Origin of the sequence: Parablautia muri (assembly GCF_009917485.1) — a bacterium.
In the GTDB taxonomy this organism is placed as follows: Bacteria; Bacillota; Clostridia; order Lachnospirales; family Lachnospiraceae; genus Suilimivivens; species Suilimivivens muri.
On sequence record NZ_QZDT01000029.1, the window covers coordinates 19,015 to 42,876 of the forward strand.

The 23,862-nt window shown below is 45.7% G+C and carries 19 protein-coding genes; 17 read left to right on the forward strand and 2 right to left on the reverse strand.

All coding sequences use genetic code 11. From position 1 onward, the window contains the following. Positions 1 to 158: 158 nt before the first annotated feature. Positions 159 to 2,645 (forward strand): beta-mannosidase, encoded by a 2,487-nt coding sequence (locus D5281_RS15990; protein WP_160561111.1) that lies wholly within the window; start codon positions 159 to 161, stop codon positions 2,643 to 2,645. Positions 2,646 to 2,786: 141 nt separating this feature from the next. Here the strand turns inward: D5281_RS15990 and D5281_RS15995 are convergent, their stop codons facing one another. Beyond that, complete coding sequence (locus tag D5281_RS15995) at positions 2,787 to 3,146, reverse strand: metal-dependent transcriptional regulator (protein ID WP_160561135.1); 360 nt, start codon at positions 3,144 to 3,146, stop codon at positions 2,787 to 2,789. Positions 3,147 to 3,541: 395 nt separating this feature from the next. On the opposite strand from D5281_RS15995, the gene D5281_RS16000 reads away from it, so the two are divergent. From D5281_RS16000 to D5281_RS16050, 11 genes are all read left to right on the forward strand, one after another. After that, positions 3,542 to 3,754 (forward strand): FeoA family protein, encoded by a 213-nt coding sequence (locus D5281_RS16000; protein WP_160561112.1) that lies wholly within the window; start codon positions 3,542 to 3,544, stop codon positions 3,752 to 3,754. A gap of 49 nt (positions 3,755 to 3,803) precedes the next feature. Beyond that, positions 3,804 to 4,025, forward strand: a complete 222-nt coding sequence (locus D5281_RS16005) for a FeoA family protein (protein ID WP_160561113.1) — start codon at positions 3,804 to 3,806, stop codon at positions 4,023 to 4,025. A 90-nt stretch (positions 4,026 to 4,115) separates the two neighbouring features. Further along, complete coding sequence (gene feoB / locus D5281_RS16010) at positions 4,116 to 6,302, forward strand: ferrous iron transport protein B (protein WP_160561114.1); 2,187 nt, start codon at positions 4,116 to 4,118, stop codon at positions 6,300 to 6,302. A gap of 30 nt (positions 6,303 to 6,332) precedes the next feature. Continuing rightward, on the forward strand, positions 6,333 to 6,476 hold the full coding sequence (locus tag D5281_RS16015) for a FeoB-associated Cys-rich membrane protein (RefSeq protein WP_160561115.1): 144 nt from the start codon (positions 6,333 to 6,335) through the stop codon (positions 6,474 to 6,476). Between the two features lie 403 nt (positions 6,477 to 6,879). Next, a complete protein-coding gene (locus tag D5281_RS16020) occupies positions 6,880 to 8,079 on the forward strand; it encodes a MalY/PatB family protein (RefSeq protein WP_160561116.1) in 1,200 nt (399 codons plus the stop codon). Positions 8,080 to 8,342: 263 nt separating this feature from the next. Beyond that, positions 8,343 to 10,265, forward strand: a complete 1,923-nt coding sequence (locus D5281_RS16025) for a glycoside hydrolase family 2 TIM barrel-domain containing protein (RefSeq protein ID WP_160561117.1) — start codon at positions 8,343 to 8,345, stop codon at positions 10,263 to 10,265. Further along, positions 10,249 to 11,229, forward strand: coding sequence for a beta-galactosidase small subunit (locus D5281_RS16030; RefSeq protein ID WP_160561118.1), 981 nt, complete (start codon positions 10,249 to 10,251; stop codon positions 11,227 to 11,229). Before D5281_RS16025 ends, D5281_RS16030 begins: the two co-directional genes overlap by 17 nt. Before the next feature lie 77 nt (positions 11,230 to 11,306). Continuing rightward, positions 11,307 to 12,671, forward strand: a complete 1,365-nt coding sequence (locus D5281_RS16035; RefSeq protein WP_160561119.1) for an MATE family efflux transporter — start codon at positions 11,307 to 11,309, stop codon at positions 12,669 to 12,671. Positions 12,672 to 12,824: 153 nt separating this feature from the next. Then, a complete protein-coding gene (locus D5281_RS16040; RefSeq protein WP_160561120.1) occupies positions 12,825 to 13,979 on the forward strand; it encodes a hypothetical protein in 1,155 nt (384 codons plus the stop codon). A 145-nt stretch (positions 13,980 to 14,124) separates the two neighbouring features. Then, a complete protein-coding gene (locus tag D5281_RS16045) occupies positions 14,125 to 16,062 on the forward strand; it encodes a hypothetical protein (RefSeq protein WP_160561121.1) in 1,938 nt (645 codons plus the stop codon). A 229-nt stretch (positions 16,063 to 16,291) separates the two neighbouring features. After that, positions 16,292 to 19,027 (forward strand): cation-translocating P-type ATPase, encoded by a 2,736-nt coding sequence (locus D5281_RS16050; RefSeq protein ID WP_160561122.1) that lies wholly within the window; start codon positions 16,292 to 16,294, stop codon positions 19,025 to 19,027. Here the strand turns inward: D5281_RS16050 and D5281_RS16055 are convergent. After that, the gene (locus D5281_RS16055) at positions 18,962 to 19,633 is read right to left on the reverse strand and encodes an MntP/YtaF family protein (protein WP_160561123.1); all 672 of its coding nucleotides are present in this window, start codon (positions 19,631 to 19,633) and stop codon (positions 18,962 to 18,964) included. The two genes, D5281_RS16050 and D5281_RS16055, sit on opposite strands and share 66 nt — an antisense overlap. A gap of 108 nt (positions 19,634 to 19,741) precedes the next feature. Here D5281_RS16055 and D5281_RS16060 point away from each other — a divergent pair, with 108 nt between their 5' ends. The 5 genes from D5281_RS16060 to D5281_RS16080 all read left to right on the forward strand — a co-directional run bounded on the left by D5281_RS16060 (position 19,742) and on the right by D5281_RS16080 (position 23,755). Further along, positions 19,742 to 20,020 carry a Rossmann-fold NAD(P)-binding domain-containing protein gene (locus D5281_RS16060; protein WP_160561124.1) on the forward strand — a complete coding sequence of 93 codons (279 nt, stop codon included), beginning with the start codon at positions 19,742 to 19,744 and terminating at the stop codon, positions 20,018 to 20,020. Positions 20,021 to 20,114: 94 nt separating this feature from the next. Then, complete coding sequence (locus tag D5281_RS16065; protein ID WP_160561125.1) at positions 20,115 to 21,713, forward strand: MBL fold metallo-hydrolase RNA specificity domain-containing protein; 1,599 nt, start codon at positions 20,115 to 20,117, stop codon at positions 21,711 to 21,713. Between the two features lie 147 nt (positions 21,714 to 21,860). After that, on the forward strand, positions 21,861 to 22,709 hold the full coding sequence (gene thyA / locus D5281_RS16070; protein WP_160561126.1) for a thymidylate synthase: 849 nt from the start codon (positions 21,861 to 21,863) through the stop codon (positions 22,707 to 22,709). Positions 22,710 to 22,745: 36 nt separating this feature from the next. Continuing rightward, positions 22,746 to 23,237 carry a dihydrofolate reductase gene (locus D5281_RS16075; protein WP_160561127.1) on the forward strand — a complete coding sequence of 164 codons (492 nt, stop codon included), beginning with the start codon at positions 22,746 to 22,748 and terminating at the stop codon, positions 23,235 to 23,237. A 329-nt stretch (positions 23,238 to 23,566) separates the two neighbouring features. Continuing rightward, positions 23,567 to 23,755, forward strand: a complete 189-nt coding sequence (locus D5281_RS16080) for a hypothetical protein (protein WP_160561128.1) — start codon at positions 23,567 to 23,569, stop codon at positions 23,753 to 23,755. Positions 23,756 to 23,862: the final 107 nt, after the last annotated feature.

The following is a 23,862-nucleotide window of genomic DNA, read 5'->3' on the forward strand; positions in this document are numbered from 1 at the left end:
TTAATTTTGTGTGACATTTTTATGAATTTATTTATACAACTTTTTTTAGAAATTTTACTATTTTCAAAAATGGCCCTGTGTTATAATAAGCCCAGAAGCAATAAGGTGTGTTTACTCGCTCGAAAAGAGTAAATTTAGTCAAATGAAAGGATAAGAATATGTTAAAAAAGAGCTTAAACGGGGCCTGGAATTTACAGATCATCGGAAAAGATTCCTCTCTTGTGCCCAGGGAGGGGATAAGCGCTAAGATTCCCGGCTCGGTTTACGGTGCGCTGCTTGAAAAGGAGCTGATACCGGATCCATTCTACCGGGATAATGAGTTAAAAGTGCTTCCTCTTATGGAAAATGATTTCTGCTACACAACAGATTTTGAGGTGACGGACAAGATGCTTGGCTGTGATGCCCTGCTGCTGCGCTTTGACGGGATAGATACGCTGGCAGATGTCTATGTAAACAATGTGCAGATTGGCTGCGCTTACAACATGCACAGAATCTGGGAATTTAACCTGCTTGAATTAGACAGCATCAGAGAAGGAGATAACCAGTTAAAGGTGGTGCTTCATTCTCCTACCAAGTATATCAGGGAAGAAAACGAAAAGGTGGCCGTACAGGGTTCTCAGGATGCAATGGTAGGTTTCCCCCACCTGCGTAAGGCTCATTGTATGTTCGGATGGGATTGGGGCCCGAGACTGCCTGATGCCGGTATATTCAGGGATGTAACGCTGCTTGGAGTAAAAAAGAGCCGCCTGGATTCGGTTTACATAACACAGATACATGAGGAGGAAGGGGTTACCCTTGACTTCGATATTGCCCTGGAGCTTTTTAGCCATAAAGAAAGCGGCTTGGCCAGCGATGGAGGAAGGATTCAAATTGCGGTGACGGCTCCTGACGGCCAGGTGATGACGGTGGAAGATGGGCCGGGAGAAGAACAGGATTATAAACTTGTGGTTAAGAATCCCAAGCTCTGGTGGCCCAACGGATATGGGGAGCAGCCCCTTTACCAGGTGAAGGTCTCCCTTCTTGACGAGGACGGAAGCGAGCTGGATGTATGGGAGAGGAAAATTGGCCTGCGTACCATGACGGTGAACACGGACAAGGATGAATGGGGGAGCTGCTTTGCCCATGAAGTGAACGGCGTGAAGATATTTGCTATGGGTGCGGACTATATTCCCGAGGACAATCTGCTTGGCCGTATTCATCAGGAAAGGACAAGGAGACTGCTTGAGGATGCAGTGGCGGCAAACCACAATTGTATCCGTGTGTGGGGCGGCGGCTATTATCCGGATGATTATTTCTTTGATATCTGTGATGAGCTGGGCTTGGTGGTATGGCAGGATTTCATGTATGCGTGTGCATCCTATGAGCTGGATGATGCGTTTGAGGCCAACATTACCCAGGAGACCATAGAAAATGTGCGAAGAATCCGCCATCATGCCTGTCTGGGACTTTGGTGCGGCAACAATGAGATTGAGACGCAGATTGAATTTTGGAAAACTTCTGAAAAACAGAAATATGATTATATTAAACTGTATGAATATATTATTCCCAAGATTGTAAAGGAAGAAGATCCCAATGCCTTTTATTGGCCGTCATCCCCTTCCTCAGGAGGAAATTTTGAAAATTCCTGGTCTGAGGATCATGGAGACATGCATTACTGGGATGTATGGCATGGCAATAAGCCTTTTACCGAATACAGGAAGTTCCATTTCAGATACTTGTCCGAGTTTGGTTTCCAGTCCTTCCCAAGCTTAAAAACGGTAGAGAGCTTTACGGAGCCTTCGGACAGGAACATTTTCTCAAGAGTCATGGAAATGCACCAGAGAAACCGGGCGGCCAACGGCAAGATTTTAAATTATCTGTCGGCAACCTATTTGTATCCGAAGGACTTCGACCATTTATTATATGCCTCCCAGCTCCTTCAGGCGGACGCCATCCGCTATGGAGTGGAGCATTTCAGACGCTACAGAGGCAGATGTATGGGAACGGTGGTCTGGCAGCTGAACGATATCTGGCCGGTGGCATCATGGGCCAGCATTGACTATTATGGAAGATGGAAAGCCCTTCACTATGCGGAGAAGAAAATGTTTGCCCCGGTTATGATTTCCTGCGAGGAGATTGGGGAGCTGAGCGAGCGTACTTTCTGCATTCAGGAACCAGGTCCAATTGAAAAGAGCGCAAGACTGCATGTTGCAAATGAAACCAGGAAGGAAGTTAGGGGGACTGTCTCATGGAGTCTGAGAAAGCCGGACAGCAGCGTATTGGAAGAAGGAAACTGCCAGGTAACGGTTCCGGCCCTTGACGGGGTGTGGCTTGAAAAAATGGATTTTGGCGCCTATGAGGAGCGGGAAATTCATTTAGAGTACAGCTTTACGGTGGAGGGTCAGGTAGTGTCCCAAAATACCTGCTTATTTACGGCGCCCAAGCATTATTTCTTTGAGAATCCTGATCTGCGCTGTGAGAAGAAGGGGGACCAGATTATCGTACATGCAAACGCTTATGCAAAGAACGTGGAAATTATCGGGACAGATGGAGATTTGTGGCTCTCCGATAACTTCTTTGATATGGAGGCAGGGGAGTATGTTGTTTCCATTATGAGCGGAGACGCAAAGCATGTTACATGCCGGTCTGTCTTTGATATAGCCTGAAAGGTGCTAATGCACTAAGACAGGGACTGTGATTTCTCACAGTCCCTTTTTGAGGCGATGAAATGGCATGCACTTAAAGACCGGTAAGCCCGCTCGCAGCCGGAATGCCAAGCATTCATGCCATAAACAGAACCGCAGGTTTTATTTGATATGATTTTTGATAGCCTCAAAGCTTTCCTTGCTGATGACATGTTCGATTTTGCAGGCATCCTGGGCTGCAATTTTTTCATTCACACCAAGACGTGTCAGCCATGTGGTGAGAAATTCATGACGCTCGTAAATCATTTCCGCAATTTCCCTGCCGGTTGGGGTCAAATAGATGAATCCCTCTTTGGTAACGGTAATGTGTTCTTTTTCTCTCAGATTTTTCATGGCAACACTGACGCTGGATTTTTTAAAACCCAGTTCTTCGGCAATGTCCACCGAGCGGACCACAGGCTTCTTTTTGCTCAGTATTAAGATTGTTTCCAGATAGTTTTCAGCTGACTCATTTGTATGCATCATACTTCCTCATACTTTCCTTATAAATTTTATTAGATTGCTCCATTATAGATACACCGTGTTAGGAGCTGTTTTCCACATGTTAGCAGCCACTTGCCAAATATGCAAGCGCATTCTTCTCATGAAAATCTTTGAGCGCGTAAGCGCGGCAGACGCACAGCGTCTGGATTTTTGAGTCTATTATATCATAGTTTTATAGTACAACATAATTATAAAAGAAAAAAATTAAAAAAGATTTCATCAAATCATTGACAACTAATGAATGATAGAATATACTAACTTAAGAAAGCAACAGTGAACTCTGAGATTTCAAAGCGGTTGGAAATTTCATATAGGCACTATGATACAGAATGAAGAAGTCTACTGAATTTTATCTACGGAAAGAGGGTGTAAGGATGCCGTTATCAATGGTAAGGGAAGGAGAGCCCAATGTGATTCATAAGGTGGGCGGTAAAGAGGAAACCAAAAGGTTTTTAGAGAATCTTGGCTTCGTGACAGGCGGAGTTGTCACAGTGGTATCCCAGATAGGAGGAAACCTGATTGTCAATGTGAAAGAGGCAAGGGTTGCTATCGGCAGGGATATGGCAAATAAAATTATGGTGGGTTAGTCTGCATATAGATTAAATGGATAAGAATTAGCAGAATGGAGGATGATACATGAGTACATTAAAAGAAATTCCCTGTGGGAAAACCGTGAAGGTGACAAAGCTCACGGGAGAAGGGCCGGTAAGAAGACGGATTATGGACATGGGAATTACCAAGGGTGTGGAAGTGTTTGTGAGAAAGGTTGCGCCTTTAGGCGATCCGGTGGAGGTAACTGTGCGGGGCTATGAGCTGTCGCTGCGCAAGGCTGACGCTGAAATGATTCAGGTGGAATAATTTTCCGGTAGGAATGATTTTTGAGAAAAGGGAAATTTTTTTTACATAGGAGTTAGCAGCAACTAATAATAGATAGAAAAGAGGTATGATATGTCAGTGAAAATCGCGCTTGCAGGAAATCCAAACTGCGGTAAAACAACATTGTTCAATGCCCTTACCGGTTCGAACCAATTTGTTGGAAACTGGCCGGGCGTTACGGTGGAAAAGAAAGAAGGAAGGTTAAAAGGCAACAAGGATGTGGTCATCATGGACCTTCCCGGTATATATTCCCTTTCTCCTTACACGTTGGAGGAAGTGGTGGCAAGAAATTATCTGATCAACGAGCGGCCTGATGCCATTATTAACATCGTGGACGGCACAAATATTGAAAGAAATCTTTATCTGTCCACCCAGCTTATTGAGCTTGGCATTCCGGTCCTGATGGCTGTGAACATGATGGATATTGTGGAAAAGTCAGGGGATAAGATCAATATATCTAAATTAAGCGAAAGGCTTGGCTGTGAAGTAACCACCATTTCCGCCCTTAAGGGAACCGGAATTATGAAAGCGGCGGAGCGGGCCGTAGCCTTGGCGAATGCAAAAAAAGCGGCGCCGAAGGTGCATAAATTTGCCGTCAAAGTGGAAAATGTACTAACGGCTGTGGAGGATAAGCTTGGCAGCGATATTCCGGAGGAGCAAAAGAGATTTTTTGCGGTGAAACTTTTGGAAAAGGATGATAAGATTGGGGAGCAGATGAAAAAAGTCCCTGATGTGTCGGCTGAAATTGAAATGCTGGAAAAGGAAATGGATGATGACACGGAAAGTATCATAACCAATGAAAGATACGTGTATATATCCTCCATTATCGGAGAGTGCTATACAAAAGCCGGAAAAGAAACACTGACGGTATCGGATAAAATTGATAAGATTGTAACCAACAGATGGCTGGCCCTTCCCATTTTTGCAGTGGTTATGATAATTGTTTATGCCGTATCGGTTACAACGGTAGGCACCTGGGCGACAGATTGGGCCAATGACGGGGTTTTTGGAGACGGATGGAGCCTATTTGGACTTGAGATACCGGGCATTCCGGTTTTAGTTGAAGGCGCCCTTGAGGCGATTGGCTGTGCGGACTGGCTAATGGGCCTTATACTGGATGGTATTGTGGCCGGAGTAGGCGCGGTGCTGGGATTTGTACCGCAGATGCTGGTGCTCTTTATTTTCCTTGCTTTTTTGGAGGCCTGCGGATACATGGCAAGAGTTGCATTTATCATGGACAGAATTTTTAGAAAGTTTGGCCTTTCCGGAAAGTCCTTTATCCCTATGCTGATTGGCAGCGGCTGCGGCGTGCCTGGCGTTATGGCATCCAGAACCATTGAAAACGACAGGGACCGGAAGATGACGATCATGACCACAACCTTTGTACCCTGTGGCGCTAAACTTCCGATTATTGCGTTGATTGCAGGCGCGCTTTTCGGCGGCGCATGGTGGGTGGCGCCCAGCGCATATTTTGTAGGGATTGCAGCAATCATCTGTTCCGGTATTATTTTGAAAAAGACAAAAATGTTTGCAGGAGATCCGGCGCCTTTTGTTATGGAGCTGCCGGCATACCATATGCCTACGGCAGGCAATGTGTTAAGAAGCATGTGGGAGAGAGGCTGGTCTTTCATGAAAAAGGCCGGAACGATTATTCTTTTATCCACCATTGTCCTTTGGTTCCTTATGAGCTTCGGATGGATGGACGGTTCTTTTGGAATGTTGGAGGCAGAGGAGCTTGATTACAGTATTCTTGCGGCTCTCGGCGGTGTTTTTGCTCCTTTATTTGCACCCTTGGGATGGGGTGACTGGAAGATGGCGGTTGCTGCCATTACCGGCCTGATAGCAAAGGAAAATGTAGTTGGCACAATCGGCATTCTCTTTGGAGTGGCAGAGGTTGCGGAAGACGGTGCGGAAATCTGGGAACAGTTAGCGGCAAGTATGAGCGCTGTAGCGGCCTATTCCTTCCTTGTATTCAATCTGCTGTGTGCGCCCTGCTTTGCTGCAATGGGAGCAATTAAGCGCGAGATGAATAATATAAAGTGGTTCTGGTTTGCGATTGGCTATCAGACAGTGCTTGCTTATGCAGTTTCTCTTTGTGTATACCAGATTGGTATGCTGTGCAGTGCGGGAGCATTTGGAATTGGAACTGTTGTTGCATTCCTTTTGGTAATCGGATTCATATATCTGCTTTTCAGACCATACAAGGAAAGCACCACCCTGAAAGTGGATATGAAAAAAGCAGCCATGGGAATCAAATAGATGAATATGATTTAATAAGGAGATTGGCTTATGGGTACAATCATAACGGCAGTAGTTTTAGCCTGTGTTGTAGGGCTCGTGATTAGAAAAATGATTCAGGATAAAAAAAGCGGCAAGTCTTTGCAGTGCGGATGTGACTGTGCACAGTGCGGAGGATGCGGAAGCAAGAAGTAAATAGCAATTAGGCAAATAGTATGTGGCGCAAGGTCTTAGGGAAATGGACCTTGCGCTTAGTTGTGCGCATAACTGCAAGGCCCGGCCCCCATCTGAGAGGATACGGTTACTATTCACGGCCTGGGAGCCGCTCATAGTAACATTCGGGGCGATATTCCAAGTTTCGCTTCGCAAAAATCGCTCCTCACACCTGAATCACGTTCTCACGGAATGCGCAGTAAATGCGCATTCCTGACCCGTGAAAAGTAACAGGATACGGCCTTCTATCATGTAAAAAGAATAATACGTTGACGCAGGCTGAAACGTAGGGTATAATACATCAATCAGAAAGCGGCAGTAATGCAAGCATAGTGTATTCTGACACATTTAGTTTATAAGAATTGGCAAGAATAGGGGGATGAATATGAAATACGATTTTACGTCTATTATTGACAGGCAGGGGAAGGATGCCATAGCGGTGGAACAGATTCCCTTTGCGGATGCTAAGGTGGAAGAAGGATTTTCCAGGATTCCCATGTGGGTAGCAGATATGAATTATGCTACGGTTCCAACCATACAGGATGCTATCATAGAAAGAACGAAGCATCCTACCTTTGGATATTTTAACCTTCGGGAAGAATATTATGAGAAGATTATTGAATGGCAGAATAAGCGAAATGGGGTGGAGGGCCTTGGGAAAGAAGCCATTGGCTATGAAAATGGCGTGTTAGGCTGTGTATCCTCCGCAGCCCAGGCGTTCAGTGCGCCGGGCGAGGCTGTGCTTTTGCATGCGCCTGCCTATATCGGTTTTACGTACTCTTTGGAGGCGATTGGGCGTAAAATCGTACATAGCGAACTGGTGCGGGATGAAAATGGTACCTGGCGGATGAATTATGAAGATATGGATAGAAAGCTGAAGGAAGAACATATCCATTTTGCCGTATTTTGTTCTCCTCACAATCCATGCGGTCGTGTGTGGACAAGAGAAGAAATTGAGAAAGCCATGGAGATTTATGCGAAAAATGACTGTGTGGTGGTGTCGGATGAAATTTGGTCTGACCTTACTTTGGAAGGATATAAGCATATCCCGACCCAGTCTGTTTCGGAGGATGCAAGAAACAGGACAATCAGTGTTTATGCGCCCTCTAAGACTTTCAATCTGGCCGGGCTGATTGGCTCTTATCATATTATATACAATCCTTACCTGCGTGACCGGGTAAGAAAACAGGCGGAAATGAGCCATTACAACAATGTAAATGTGCTATCCATGTATGCGCTGATTGGCGCTTATGCGCCGGAGGGCTATGAGTGGGTGGACGAGCTGCGTCATGTGCTGACCGAAAACGTAGAATATGCATATACATATATCAAAGAGCACTTTTCAGGAGTGGAGCTTGCGAAACCGGAGGGGACCTATATGCTGTTCCTGAATTGTGAGAGGTTTTGCAAGGCTCATGGAATGGATATGGACGAGCTGATACGGGCAGGCATCCGGGTTGGCGTAATCTGGCAGGACGGACGCCCTTTCCACGGATCTTACGCGATCCGGCTTAATCTGGCGCTTCCCCACTTGCTGGTAGTGGAGGCTATGGAACGATTAGATAAATACGTTTTTAATCCATAATGCAATATACAAAAACATCCATTTAGGAGTAATCATTGGGGGACATTGGTCCCCCTTAATTTGTCATAACAGGACGAATTTAACTTTATTTGGGGCTAAACAAATTCCGCTTTATCGGTTATAATGTGAACAAAGATTTAGATTTGCGCGGGGACTTTCATTGATGATGGCAGAATTTAGATGCTGATGGATACGGCAGCATCAAAGAAACAGTTACAATATAGGATGGCGGGCTTTGCCTGCTTTGTAAAGGAGGAGGAACGATGGAAGCAGATATCAGGTGGCTGGATAACCCGGAGGTTTTTCGGGTGGGGGCGTTAGATGCCCATAGTGATCACAGATTTTACATGAGGGAGGAGGAGGCGCAGGACGGCAAGAACTCTCTGGTGCAGTCCTTAAACGGCATATGGAAATTTCATTATTCTGAAAATGTGCCTTCAAGGCCGGCCGATTTTTACAAGGAAGGATTTGACAGCGCCGGATTTGACGAGATAAAGGTTCCCTGTCATATAGAAATGGCAGGTTATGACAAAATTCATTATATCAACACTATGTACCCTTGGGAGGGACATTTTTACAGGCGCCCGGCCCACAGTCTTGATGGAACTAAGGAGTGGGAGGGCATGTTTAGCCAGGCTTCCTATAATCCGGTAGGTTCCTATCTGAAGGAATTTGACCTTGACAAGGAGCTTTTAGGAAAAAGGATTTCCATTTGCTTTGAAGGTGTGGAGCAGGCGATGTACTTGTGGCTGAATGGTCATTTTATAGGCTATGGGGAGGACAGCTTTACGCCGATTACCTTTGACCTTACCCCTTATATGCGGGAAAAAGGGAATGTTTTGGCAGTGGAGGTACACAAGAGAAGTACGGCGGCGTTTTTGGAGGATCAGGATTTCTTCCGTTTCTTTGGCATTTTCCGGAATGTATCTTTGTATGCCCTGCCACAGATGCATGTGGAGGATATGTGGGCGAAGCCTGCGCTTTTAGAGGATGGAACAGGAAGCTTTGGGTTAGAGCTTAGGATTTCCATGCCGAATGAAACCATTGGCAGGGCGGAGGTTACACTTACGGACAGGGAAGGAAGGTGTCTGCTTAAGCGGAATATGCCTTTGCCGGGAAATGAGAAAGCAGTAACGGGCGAAGGCACGGAAATTATCTGTAAGCTGGAGGGCGAAAAGATTGGGAAAGTAACACCCTGGGACAATCATAACGCTTATTTATATCCATTGTTTATCAGACTGTATGATGAAAGCGACCGGCTTATAGAGGTGGTGCCTTATCCGATAGGTTTCCGTAGAGTAGAAATCATAAATAAGGTTATTTATTTGAATGGCAAGCGGCTGATTTTAAACGGCGTGAACCGACATGAGTGGAGCGCAGAGCAGGGTAGATGCATTGGGAGAAAGGAGATGGAGCAGGATATGCAGATTTTCCTTCGAAACAATATCAATGCAGTGCGCACCTGTCATTATCCGGATCAGATCCCATGGTATGAGATGTGTGACAAAAACGGCATTTATATGATGGCGGAGGTGAACCTGGAAACGCATGGTTCCTGGCAGAAAATGGGTGCAATTGAGCCTTCCTGGAATGTGCCTGGCAGTTTGCCGCAGTGGAAGGAGGTCATCTTAGACCGGGCGCGGAATAACTTTGAAACCTTCAAAAACCATACCTCCATTTTGTTCTGGTCATTGGGCAATGAATCCTATGCGGAGGAGAATCTGGCGGCTATGTATAGGTATTTTAAGGAAAAGAAGGATGGCAGGCTGGTTCATTACGAGGGAGTGTTTAACAACAGAAGCTATGAGGATGCCATATCGGATGTGGAAAGCTGTATGTACGCCACACCGGATGAGGTAAGGGATTACCTTACCAATGAGCCGAAAAAGCCGTATTTGCTCTGTGAGTATATGCATGATATGGGAAATTCACTTGGCGGAATGGATTCCTATATGAAGCTTTTGGATGAATTTGAAATGTATCATGGCGGTTTTATATGGGATTTTATTGACCAGGCTATTGCGGTGACGGATGAAGTGACCGGGCAAAAGGTGCTGCGCTACGGAGGAGATTTTGACGATCGGCCTTCTGACTACGAATTTTCGGGAAACGGTATTGTTTTTGCGGACAGAACAGAAAAACCCGCCATGCAGGAAGTGAGGTATTTTTATGGATTGTATCAATAAAGGGATGGAAGGTGAGAGGCTTCACCTGGTTTTTGGGGATGTTACGTTGGGCGTTCATGGTTCCTTTAAAGGGAAAGAATTTGCGTATATTTTTTCCTATGTGACAGGTGGCCCGGAATCTTTGGTAATAAACGGAATGGAATGGCTGTACAGAACGCCCCGTCCCACCTTCTGGCGTGCCCTTACCGACAACGACAGGGGAAGCCGGTTTCAATTTAAAAGCGGTATGTGGCTTTCTGCGGATTTGTTTGTGAATTATGCAGGAGTCATGGTGGCGGTGGACGGAGCGGAAATTACCCTTCCCCGGGCACCGGAAAATAATCAATATACAGGCCATGAGAGGGCAGGGAGTCTTGCAATTACATATACCTATGAGGCCATTACGCAGCCTGCAGCACAGGTTATGGTGTCTTATCTGGTAAATCAAACCGGAGAAATAGAGGTGAAGGTGCATTATCATGGGAACAGGGAGCTTCCAGAGCTTCCAGTGTTTGGAATGCGGTTTATTATGCCTACCTGTGCCGACAGATTTGTATATGAAGGACTTTCCGGGGAAACCTATCCTGACAGAATGGCCGGAGGCGTGCCTGGAATTTATGAGGTGGAAGGACTTCCCGTAACGCCGTATCTGGTGCCTCAGGATTGCGGTATGCATATGGATACAAAGTGGGTAAAAATTTACAGAAGCAGCACACTTGATAACCGGACAAGAAAAGCGGAGCCTTCTGCAATACGGTTTTCAGCGAAGGAGGGCAATTTTGCTTTTTCCTGTCTTCCCTACACAGCAGCAGAGCTGGAAAATGCAACCCACATAGAGGAACTGCCGCCAAGGAGAAGGACGGTAATGTGTGTTTACGGCGCAGTCCGGGGCGTGGGCGGTATCAACAGCTGGGGCATTGATGTGGAGCCTGAGTATCACATTGATGCAGGGAAGGATATTATTTACTCCTTCTGTATTTCATAGGCAGCGGTTTTGAAACAATAAATGAGTGCTGGTATCCATGAAAGCGGGTGCCGGCGGGAACGGAGATTCATACATAAATGAAAAATAGAATAAAGGGTGATTACTTTTACAGTCAGATTTTTAAGCTGGTGCTGCCGATTGTCATACAGAACCTGCTCAGCGCGGCTGTCAGCTCGGCGGATGTGGTTATGTTAAACTATGTAGGACAGTCATCCATATCGGCGGTGTCGTTAGCTTCTCAATATGCCAGTGTGCTTTTTATGGTGTTTTACGGCCTGGGAACCGGTGCAACCATGCTCTGCGCCCAGTATTATGGAAAAGGTGACCTGCGGGCGATTCAGGTAGTGGAGGGCATTGCCCTTAGGTTTTCCCTGATAATTGCTATGGGGTTTGCCGGAATGGCGGTATTTTTCCCTGAGACAATGATGCGCCTTTTCACCAATGACAGAGAGTTGATTACCATAGGGGCTTCTTATTTAAGGTATATGAGTGTCAGCTATCTGTGTTGGGGCGTTACGGAGGTTTACCTGGCCGTATTAAGAAGTATAGGGAGAGTGGCAATCAGTACGGCTATGAATGTGCTGGCCTTTTCCCTGAATATTATTTTAAATGCGGTATTTATTTTTGGACTTTTTGGCGCGCCAAAGCTTGGAGCTATGGGCGTGGCTATTGCAACTTCCGCATCCAGGCTGATTGAATTGGCAGCGTGCTTTGTGGTATCGGCTTTCAGCAAAGATATAAAACTGGATTTTCGGTATCTGTTTGTGAGAAATAAGCTATTATTTTCTGATTTTACCAAGTTATCCCTGCCTGCCCTTGGCAATGACATCAGCTGGAGCGTGGCTTTTTCCATGTATTCCGTGATTATCGGGCATCTTGGGTCAGATGCGGTGGCGGCTAATTCCTTTGTCATTGTGGTAAGGAACTTTGGGACAATCCTGTGCTTTGGTATGGCAAGCGCAGGGGGAATTCTCTTAGGGAATATCATTGGTGAGAATAAGATGGAGGAGGCCAGAGAAGGGGCAAAGAAGCTGATGAAGCTTACGGTGATCACAGGAGCAATCGGAGGGCTGATTGTCTTAGCAGCTACCCCTTTGGTATTAATGTATGCGGAATTATCTGAACAGGCAATGCATTATTTAAAATATATGCTGTTAATTAATACCTATTATGTAATGGGAGCAGCTGTAAATACCACCTTGATAGCAGGTGTATTCCGGGCAGGAGGGGACAGTCGGTTTGGATTTATATGTGATACCATTGATATGTGGGTCTATGCGGTGCCCCTGGGATTTATTACCGCCTTTGCTTTAAAACTGCCTGTAATGTGGGTTTACTTTTTACTGTGTACCGATGAATTTGTCAAGTGGCCGTGGGTAATTAAGCATTACCGCAGCGGGAAATGGCTGAATAATATCACACGGGATGATTTGTTCCGGTAAGCGAATGGGGAGCATACATCTAACGAAAACTGCGTGAGGTTTTAAGGCAAAGGAAATTGATAGTGGCTTTACAAATTGGAATAAAAAATATATACTTAAAGGTGATGGAAGTATATAATAAATTAGTGTAAAAAGTGTAATGGAGAAGGACAAATGAGTGGAATTGCGAAAGTGCTGACGGGCATCCTGGCAGTTATGGCGGTGGTGGCTTGTCTGGCTACAATTAGTATTATTGGCTATGCCATGTTAGGCGTTGGAGATGACGGAAATATGGAGGTTTCTCAAAATACGGATGAACCTGCCGAAGAAGTACCCGTGGCTACGCAGGCGCCTACGCCTGAAGCAACCCCTACAAATGTACCTGAGGCCACAGCCTTACCAGATGTAGAGAATTTACTGCTTTCTACGGGCAGGACAGTAGATCTGGCAAATCATGTACATGATTACAAGGAATCTGTTGAAAAAAAGGCTACCTGTTATAGTGCAGGAAAGCTTAAGTATACTTGTGAGGAATGTGGCGATAGCTACTATGTGGATGTTATGTCAATCGGCCATGTGGCAGATGACTGGGAAGTGGTCAGAAAACCTACTGCGGATCAGGACGGACTCCGGGTGCAAAAATGTATTTACTGTGACGAAATTATGGCCCAGGAGACAGTGCCCTTTGAGGATGAAAATGGGGAAAAGAAAGAAGAACCTGCTCATATTCATCAATACACAGCTACTACAGAGAGAGAGCCAAGCTGTATTTTGGCAGGACTTCGAAAATACAGTTGCAGCTGCGGTGATTTTTATACGGAAATGATACCTGCCCCAGGCCATGTGGCAACAGACTGGGAGGTGGCGGAGGAAGCCACTGAAAAGTATATGGGAACAGAACAGAGAACCTGTACCGTATGTGGGGTTGTGCTGGATTCCAGGCCGATTAATAAACTCACACCGAGTCCTTCGGCAAGTGCTTCGCCTGCGAGTACGTCTACGCCCAATAATCAGTCTTCCGCTTCACCGGCAAGTTCAGCGGCAACGCCTTCCGCTTCACCATCGGCAACGCCTTCTCCTACGCCTCATGAGCATGATTACAGGTCTTATGTACTGAAAGAGGCAAATTGTACGGAAACGGGAATACGCTCCTTCATATGTAATTGCGGAAGCAGTATGGCGGAAGTGATAGAGCGCGATTTGAATAATCATACATTCCGGGCAGTGGTAATACCGGCAACGGAGAATACGCAGGGGTATACGGCTTACACCTGCATACGGTGCAATTACAGTTACTTTGATAATTATACACCGGCAATCAGAAATTAAATATGTATCGCCTTGTGGCCATGCCTTAGGGCATGGCCTTATGATTTACAATCAACTGCCTCGCGAAGTGTGAGAGCGTTTGGATCACCTATATGGGTGTACCTGGTGAAAACAGAATCCACATGTATAAGGAGAGAGTTATTTTATGTCGAAAGAATTGAAGTGTTTTTTTGTGGGAAGCAGTGTTTTTGTATTGCTGGCAATGACGCGATGGGCATTGCCTTTACATAATATGGAATTTTTTGTGGTTATGTGCGCTGTTTTTGTGGCGGCAATGTTGCTGGCTTATTGGTTTATGGAACGGAATAATAGCAGCACAAATCAGGTCATAGAAAAAGTGTGGAGTATTTTGGCAAGTGTACTTTTGATAATCTGGATTATCTTATTTTATATCAATGAGACGAACGCCGATCATCCATTAAACAAGGATGACTTGATACGCAGGTACTTCCCATTTCCATTATGGATAACCCTGATGGCAGTTGGTGTGATAATATCCCTTTTACTGATGCGCAAAGAGCCGGGGAATTCAGGATCGGGAATCCGGAAAAAAATCCGTGTGATAGTGTCCCTGCTTTTTACGGTGGGTGTATCCGTCCAGTTTTATGCACCTAATATATTTCAGGATATCCAGGGGAGGACCTATCACAGCCATGCTTATACGAACAGTATCATCAATGCTTGTTGGTTAATACCGTATAGTGAAGATATGGAGTCTCTTTATGGGCATTATGGAATCCTTTATATGCCGGCTCTTAAATTTTTGCATAAATGTTTTCATGTGGACTATCTGACGGGAATTTTTATTGCATCGGCAGTTTTGGCAGGATTTTCGATTCTTCTGTTTCTGTATATTTTGAATTTTTTTGCAAAAAACGATGTGATATTTTATCTTGGAATGTTTGCCATTGGTGAGGAGTATTTTATGCTGATGCAGGGAGGCGTCTTTTTGCAGGTACATCCGCACCGCATGATATTTCCTATGATTTTGATGGCGCTTGCTCTTTGGGAATATAAAAAAGGCCGGAGATATAATATTATGGCAGTGTGCTTTATTACATTGTCGTTTGTTTGGTCAACGGAAGTGGGTATTGTCATTATGTGCTCCTTTGCGTTTTATAGGTGGGTTCAAGGCATTATGGACGGGCAGGCATTTTCCCTTCGGAAGGGATTACTGCTGATTCGGGAATTGGCTGTTTATGTTCTCCTTCCATTTGGTTTATCGTATCTGGTGATTAATGGATATAATCTTTTGGCGGGGGGCAAGCTTTTAGATTTGAAAGAATTTATGTTTCCGCTTATATCTGACAGGAATTATATTGATCTGATTGAGCTGCCATTGCCGGATGTGACGCATGCATGGGTTGGAGGGACAATTCTGTTCATGGGGGCGGTTATGCCGGCACTGTTTGAGGTGTTTTGGCCTACTCAAAAAGAGTGTGGACTGAAATCTTTTTATTTTCTCCTTGGTCTGATGAGTTTGATGCTGATGCTTTACTATATAAATCGTCCGGTAGAGGGCAGCATGTTTATTATTTTATTCCTGATGCTGATTTTGCAGGCGGTTATTCTCCAAAAAAGCCAGGATGCTTATCAGGACTGGAAAAAAAGGAAAGACCCTGTATTTGAGAAACCCAATCGGTTTTTGCTTCTCTGCCTTCGGGTAGTAACTACGTTCATTCTTTTTGTAATGGCTTTTGACAGTATTTATTCTATGCCGAAAGCTTGGAAGACATCGGCCGAAACAATTTGGAAAAGGGACGAATTGATGGAATTTGCGGAGTATGTTTATTTTCAGGTTCCGCCGGATGCGATTTCTTTCGGGGAAGGCGTACCTGAGCTTATGTCAATGATTGACAGGGATACGCACTTACATACAACGGAGTGGTCCTATCGAAATATGCCTTTGGATACAATGGAAAGGATTCGATATAGACTGGAAGGAGAGCAGTGGTTCTTTTGCTCATTAAAAGGGCTGGCGGAAATGCAGAGCAATTTTCCGGGGCTAACGGATAATTATTATGTGCATGAAGTATTTGAATACAATGGAGAGAACTTTGGATTTTTTAGAATAAATGAGTAAAATGATTTGAAAGCTGTCGCATAAGCGGCAGCTTTTTTAGAAGCTGGCTTAGCATGGGTACGAATACCTAGGAGAAATTGGAAAAGTAATAATTTCCGGCTTGTCTGCATATAAAATCATAAGAGCAGGAGGGATAGATTGAAAAATCAGCCTGGGGCAGATTTTATCAATCGCAAATTTGTGCTTACGCTCAAATTCGCAGGTCGAGAAAGGAGCATGGAGGTTTAATATGTATGCTAAGCAGAACACATCGGAGGTAATAAGAGAGCTTAACAGCAGTGCGCAAAAAGGGCTTTCCACCATGGAGGCTGGCGTCAGGCTTGAAAAGTATGGCCCCAATCAGCTGAAGGAACAGAAGAAAAAAGGAATTTTTATGCTGTTTATGGAGCAGTTGTGTGACCCGCTTATTTATGTGCTGATGGCAGCCATAGCCATTTCTCTTTTTTTGAAGGAGGCAGGGGATGCGGCGATTATTGGGGCGGTTATCCTTTTAAATTCAGTGGTCGGGGTGATTCAGGAGGACAAGGCCCGTAAAGCCATTGAAGCCCTTAAGGAGCTTGCCAGCCCCAAAGCCTTGGTCAGGCGTGACGGGAAGGAATGTGAAATACCAAGCGCACAGCTTGTACCAGGGGACATTGTGCTTTTGGAAGCGGGCAGGCAGGTGCCGGCGGATTTGCGCCTGATTCGGGCGGTGAATATTAAAATCGAGGAATCCGCCCTTACCGGGGAGTCTGTTCCGGTGGATAAGACTGCCGGTGAACTGGCAAAAGACGCCAAATCCATAGGGGACATGCTTAATATGGCACACATGTCCACCACGGTTACTTATGGAAGGGGAGAAGGAATTGTAACTGCTACCGGAATGGACACGGAAATTGGGAAGATTGCAGGACTCATTGATGGAGGGCACAATGAAATGACGCCTTTGCAAAAAAGACTGGCAGATCTTGGAAAGCTGCTTAGTGTCCTGGCGGTAGGTGTGTGTGCCTTTTTGTTTGTGGTAGCGGTAGTGCAAAAGCGGGATATTGGGGACATGCTTTTGACTGCGATTTCCCTTGCAGTGGCGGCGGTACCGGAGGGACTTGCTGCGGTGGTGACCATTGTGCTGGCGCTTAGCGTATCTCGCATGGTGAAGGTGGGAACGATTGTGAGAAGGCTTCCTTCCGTGGAGACATTAGGAGCGGTCAATACGGTATGCTCGGACAAGACAGGGACCCTTACAAAAAACAGAATGACCGTAAAAGAGTGTTATGTGGATGGCAGGATGGTAGAGGAAGCCCAATTAAGCCCGGAGGAAGATAGTCTTCTTTTTGAGGTATGTGTGTTGTGTAATGATGCGGCCATTGGCGAAAGTAGGCTGGGGGATCCTACGGAGCTGGCTCTTTTAGACCTGGCCCATAAGCATGGAGTGGAAAAGAGTCAATTGGAGAGAAAACTTCCCCGTGTGGACGAATGGGCTTTTGACTCGGAGCGCAAAAGGATGACAACAGTGCATCAAAAGGGAACGGAACAGATTGCCTGTATCAAGGGGGCGGCTGATGAAATCATAGATCGCTGTCAGAGTGTTTGGATGCATGGCAAGGAAGCGCCTTTTTCAGCGAAGGCCAAAAGAGAGGCAAAAGCAGCGGTTTCTCAGATGGCGGAGAAGGCCTACCGTGTGCTGGCTATGGCAAGCAAGCATAAGGGGAATCTTAAGGATGAAAAAAACATGATATTTGTAGGGCTTGTTGGAATGATCGACCCGCCCCGGGAGGAAGCAGGGGAGGCGGTAGAACATTTTAAAGACGCCCATGTGGACACAGTGATGATTACCGGCGATCATGTGGATACCGCTTATGCAATTGCAAGGGATTTGGGAATTGCGAAGAATAGAGAAGCATGTATGACCGGGGCGGAGATTGACGGATTGACCGATGAGGAATTTGCGGAAAAGGTGGAGAACATACGGGTCTTTGCAAGGGTTTCGCCGGAACATAAGGTACGGATTGTAGAGGCTTTAAAAGCAAGGGGGAAGGTGGTGGCGATGACAGGAGACGGGGTCAATGATGCTCCTTCTCTAAAAGCGGCGGATGTGGGGATTGCCATGGGAAAAGAAGGGACAGATGTGGCCCGCAACGCAGCGGATTTAGTACTTACGGATGACAATTTTGCTACCATTGAAAAGGCAATGAAAGAAGGACGGGGCATTTATGAAAATATCCGCAAGACCATTTTATTCTTGCTCTCCTCTAATTTTGGGGAAATTATTACCATGCTGGCTGCAGTCCTTGCAGGATTTCCAACGCCCTTAAAGGCAAGCCATATTTTGTGGATTAATTTAATCACGGATTCGCTGCCTGCTCTTGCGTTAGGGGTGGACAAAAATGATGGGGACACGCTGATGAAGGAGCGGCCCAGAAAGAGCACGGACAGCCTTTTTTCTTACGGAGGGCTGACCTGTACATTGTGTTATGGGGTAGTGATTGGCTGTATCAGCCTGCTTGCTTTTCTGACAGTTCCATATCAGGAATTACTGCGAAGTAACCTGCCGGTGAACATACAGAATCTGGAAAAGATTCTCCGCCTGCCCCTTGTCCTGAACAAGGCCCAGACCCATGCTTTTATGGTGCTGGGAATGAGCCAGCTGATGCATGCGGTGGGGATGCGGGATGTGAACCGCTCTGTTTTTAAGATGAATCATCTGGAAAATATTTATATGGTCATAGCCTGGGCGGCTGGAATTGCATTGCAGGCTCTTGTGACAGAAATTCCTTATTTTGTCAGCCTCTTTGGGACCAGCAGGCTTAGCCTTGCGGAGTGGGGAACGTTAGGGGCCCTGGCCAGTATGCCGCTGGTGGTCCATGAGCTTTTGGTGCTTTCTAAGGCCCTGCAAAGCAAGGCCCCAGGTGGCATAAAAGCGCTAGAAAAGGCGCATAAAAGCCAGCAGCATGAGAATAGCAGCTCCCAGCCAGGCGAAGTTATATGATTTGGCGCAAAGAAGATGTCCGGCAAAAAGTCCCAGGCGGATGGACAAAAAGTGTACTGCGGTTGTAAGGAAAAGCAGTATAAAGGGAGGCAGGGATATGGTTCCGGTACACAGTCCCGCGGAAATATTGTCTATGGAAAGGGCCAGCGCAAGGAAGGACGCCTCCTTATAGGAGAGATAGGAGGTGTCCTCCTTATTGATTTTTTTGGTGATTTCTCTGGTGGTTAAGCCGTTATCTTTAGGAAGAGGGGACTGGGGGCCCTTTTTCTTTTGGGAGATAGGCTGGGGGCGGAAAAAATGCAGGATGCCCTTTGCGAAATCTTTGACCGGACCCCAGTGGGGAAAAGAATCATAAAATTTGTACACAGAGAGTAAAAAAAGTATGGAGAAGGAAATACCCTTTGTGAATGCTTCGGGTATAAGCTGTAAAATCAGGTTTCCGGCAAGCAGGGAGGCGGTTAGCATACTGCCGGATAAAAGAGCTAGTATAAAAATGGACAGAAAAGGAACCCGAACCCCTTCCATTCCGTAAGATAATCCTGCGGCAAAAGCGTCCATAGACAGGACAACCACTAAAATTAGAAATAAATAAATTGAGAAAGTCATGTCAAGCTGCCTTAATTGTTTGCTATATCATATTCGGTTATGGTATAATTTGATTACGATATATGAATTATTTTGTCGGCACAGGCAGAGAAAGGCACGGAAATTGTCATGACAGAAGAAAAAGTATGCATACTTACCGGAGGGATAGGGGCAAAGGAATATTCCATGTTAGAGAAATATGCCAGCCAGGGGTGCAGGATTGCTTTTATGGACACGAACAAGGAGCTTGGCCGGATGATAAAGGAAGAACTGGAGAGGGTTTACAATGTTGCGGTGTTTTTCTTTCACGGGACGACAGAAAGCGAGGAGGACTTAGATATTTTTTTTACGGCGGTGGAGGAGATGTACGGAAAAACAGATTATATTATCTGCCGGGATTACTGCTGAATCGGATAGTGTGATTTGGAAGTGAAAGAGTTTGTGTCTGCGCTGCATCCGCAAACTCTGGTATGCGCAAAAGCGGCGCGGAAGAGAGGGAAGTATGAAGCTTATTTTTATTGGGGCCGCCCATGAGGTGACGGGAAGTTGCCATTATCTGAATGCCTGTGGCAAACACATACTGGTAGACTATGGAATGGAGCAGGGGATTAATGTGTTTGAAAACAGTGAGCTGCCGGTACAGGAGTCACTGATTGACTATGTGCTTTTGACCCATGCCCACGTAGATCATTCAGGCTTGATTCCTTTATTGTCTGCAAGGGGATTTCGGGGAAAAGTTTTAGCAACGAAGGCAACGGCGGATTTGTGCAGCATTATGCTTCGGGATTGTGCACATATCCAGATGCAGGAGGCGGAGTGGAAAAACAGAAAAGCCAAAAGAAGTGCGGAGATAACCCCTCATGAGGCTATTTATACCATGGAGGATGCAGACGCGGCCATCAGGCGGCTGTTTCCATGCGAATATGGAAAGGAGATAGAGCTCTGCGAGGGGATCAAAATCCGGTTTACGGACGTAGGGCATCTCTTGGGTTCTTCCAGTATTGAGGTGTGGGCCACAGAGGAAGGCGTTACCCGCAAAATCGTTTTTTCAGGAGATATCGGGAATAAAAACCAGCCTCTTATCAAAGATCCGACCCTGACAGAGAGTGCGGATTACGTGGTGATGGAATCTACCTACGGGGACAGGTACCATCCTGGGGATCATCCCGATTATGTGGGGAAACTGGCTAAAATTTTGAAGGAGACCTTTGACAGAGGTGGAAATGTGGTGATTCCCTCCTTTGCAGTGGGCAGGACACAGGAAATGCTGTACTTCCTGCGGAAGATAAAGGTGGAGCGGCTGGTGAAGGGACATGAGGATTTTCCTGTTTATGTGGATAGCCCTCTGGCGGTGGATGCAACCAATATTTTTCACCAAAATGAAATGAGCTGCTTTGACGATGAGGCTCTTGCTATGGTGAGGGCGGGTATTAATCCGCTGGCTTTTCCAGGCCTTAGCCTTTCTATCACCAGTGAAGAATCAAAGGCAATCAATTTTGAGAACACGCCCAAGGTCATTATATCCGCTTCGGGCATGTGTGAGGCAGGAAGAATCCGCCATCATTTAAAGCATAACCTGTGGCGGCCGGAATGCACCATTCTTTTTGTGGGCTATCAGGCCGTAGGAACTTTGGGCAGGGCGTTGATAGAAGGCGCTGCGGAAGTAAAGCTTTTTGGCGAGACCATTGATGTGCGGGCTTCCATAAAGGGACTTGCGGGCATGTCGGGTCATGCGGATAAAAATGGCCTGATTGAATGGGTTACAGGGTTTCAGGAAAAGCCCAGGCGGGTTTTTGTGGTGCACGGCGAGGATACGGTGTGCAAGGTCTTTACGGAGTGCCTTAGAATAGAGCATGGAATTAAGGCTTATGCTCCTTATAGCGGAACGGTGTTTAATTTAATTAGTGATAAGTTAGAGTACGAAGCGGAGCCTATTCCAATCAAAAAGAGGGCAAGAACAGTGTCCGATGTATTTGCCCGTCTCCTTGCGGCAGGCCAGAGGCTCCTTGCTGTTATACATAAAAATGAAGGCAGAGCCAATAAGGATTTGGCGAAGTTTGCGGATCAGGTCAATTCCCTTTGTGATAAGTGGGATGATTAAGATTTTTGTGGGGCGGCGCATACATAGGACGCCGCCATTTAATATGGGAGAGAAGCAAATAGGTGGTAAGAATATATCGACAGAATATTTCGGTAATTTATCGGCTTTGCGATTATGGAATATTTGTGGCGGAAAGGGACAATCAGAATGAGTTTGGCAGATGAAATATTTGTAAATATGTGCAGGGATATTTTGGAGAATGGGACCAGCACGGAGGGGGAGAAGGTGCGGCCCCATTGGGAGGATGGATCTAAGGCTTACACAATTAAGAAATTTGGTGTGGTGAACCGGTATGATTTGTCAAAGGAATTTCCTATCATGACCCTGCGCAGGACGGCATTAAAGAGCGCTACGGACGAGATGCTGTGGATATGGCAGCGAAAGTCCAACAATATAAAAGATTTAAACAGCCATATCTGGGATGAGTGGGCGGATGAAGATGGCTCTATTGGTAAGGCTTACGGGTATCAGATGGGGGTGAAGCACCAGTATAAGGAGGGGAGGATGGACCAGGTGGACCGTGTGATTTATGACCTGAAAAATAATCCCTTCAGCCGCCGGATTATGACCAATATTTATGTGCATCAGGATTTGCATGAGATGAATTTGTACCCCTGCGCCTACAGTGTGACCTTTAATGTGACCCAGAAAAAGGGAGCGGACAGGCTTACCTTAAATGCAATTTTAAACCAGCGCTCCCAGGATGTGCTTACCGCCAATAACTGGAATGTGGTGCAGTATGCAGTGCTTATCCATATGTTGGCACAAGTGTGCGATATGGAGGCGGGAGAGCTTGTTCACGTGATTGCGGACGCTCATATTTATGACAGGCATGTGCCTATGGTAAGAGAGCTAATTAAAAGAACGCCATATCCGGCTCCGGCGTTTGATTTAAACCCTGAGGTAAAGGATTTTTATCAGTTTACAAGAGATGATGTACGGGTGGAAAATTATGTGACAGGAGAGCAGATTCGGGATATACCTGTTGCAATTTAAAAGAAGCGGATAACGAAAAAAGGAGTTTATGCAAGTATGAATCTGATTGTAGCGGTAGATGAAAATTGGGCCATTGGGAATCATAATGAGCTGCTGATTACGATTCCGGCAGACCATAAATTTTTCAGACAGGAAACCTCTGGCAAGGTGGTGGTGCTTGGCAGGAAAACCTTGGAGACTTTTCCACAGGGACTTCCCTTAAAAAATCGTGTGAATATTATTATGTCAACCAACCGGGATTACAAGGTTAAGGACGCGGCGGTGGTTCACAGCTTGGAGGAATTGCTTAAGGAATTAAAGCAGTATGATACGCAGGATGTTTATGTGGTGGGCGGGGAGAGTATTTACAGGTTGCTTCTTCCCTACTGTAATGTGGCCCATGTGACGAAAATTGACCATGCTTATGCGGCGGATGCTTATTTTCCAAATCTGGATGAGCTGCCGGAGTGGGAGATTACGGCGGACAGTGAGGAGCAGACGTATTTTGACATTACCTATCATTTCCTGAAATATGAGAGGGTAAGGTAGGCAGGGTGTACGAAAGCAGACGACCAGAGAAAGGAGAGAAAGAAATGGGAAGCGGAATAAGCAGGATGATACTTGATTTCCTGGTAATGGTGGTTTGATTTGCAGGCGGCTGTGTTAGAGCCAGCGTATAACGAAATTTTAAGCGAACTGCTGGGAGGGCAGGAAAAGACTGTAAAGTATAAGGATATGATGGAGGTAACAGAAGCAAAGATTGAGGAAATTCAATAGAACGTGCAGTGGGAGAGACTTTACACTTGAAAGCCCTTTTGTTATAATACAGGTATCAAATACAAGGTGTTTTGTTAGTATAAGAAAGCAGGTGATTGCTTATGCCGAGTGCGGCAGATATCATTAAAGATTATGTTACTGAATTTTCGAGATTACAAGATTGGATGATTCCGATTAAGGAAATAGCACCTGACACATATGATTCAATGTATAAGCGTTATGTTGAATTAAAAGTCACGTTGTCAAGTTTAGGCGTTAATCTTACGCAGCTAGACAGAATAAAGGAGTAACGATTCAGCCAGGTCTGTGTATTTACTGCAAAGTCCGTAAGAAAGCCTGAATTTTAACGAGAGTGAATCCGGCCCTTCGCCGAAAGCGAACTTCTAATGGCCGGATT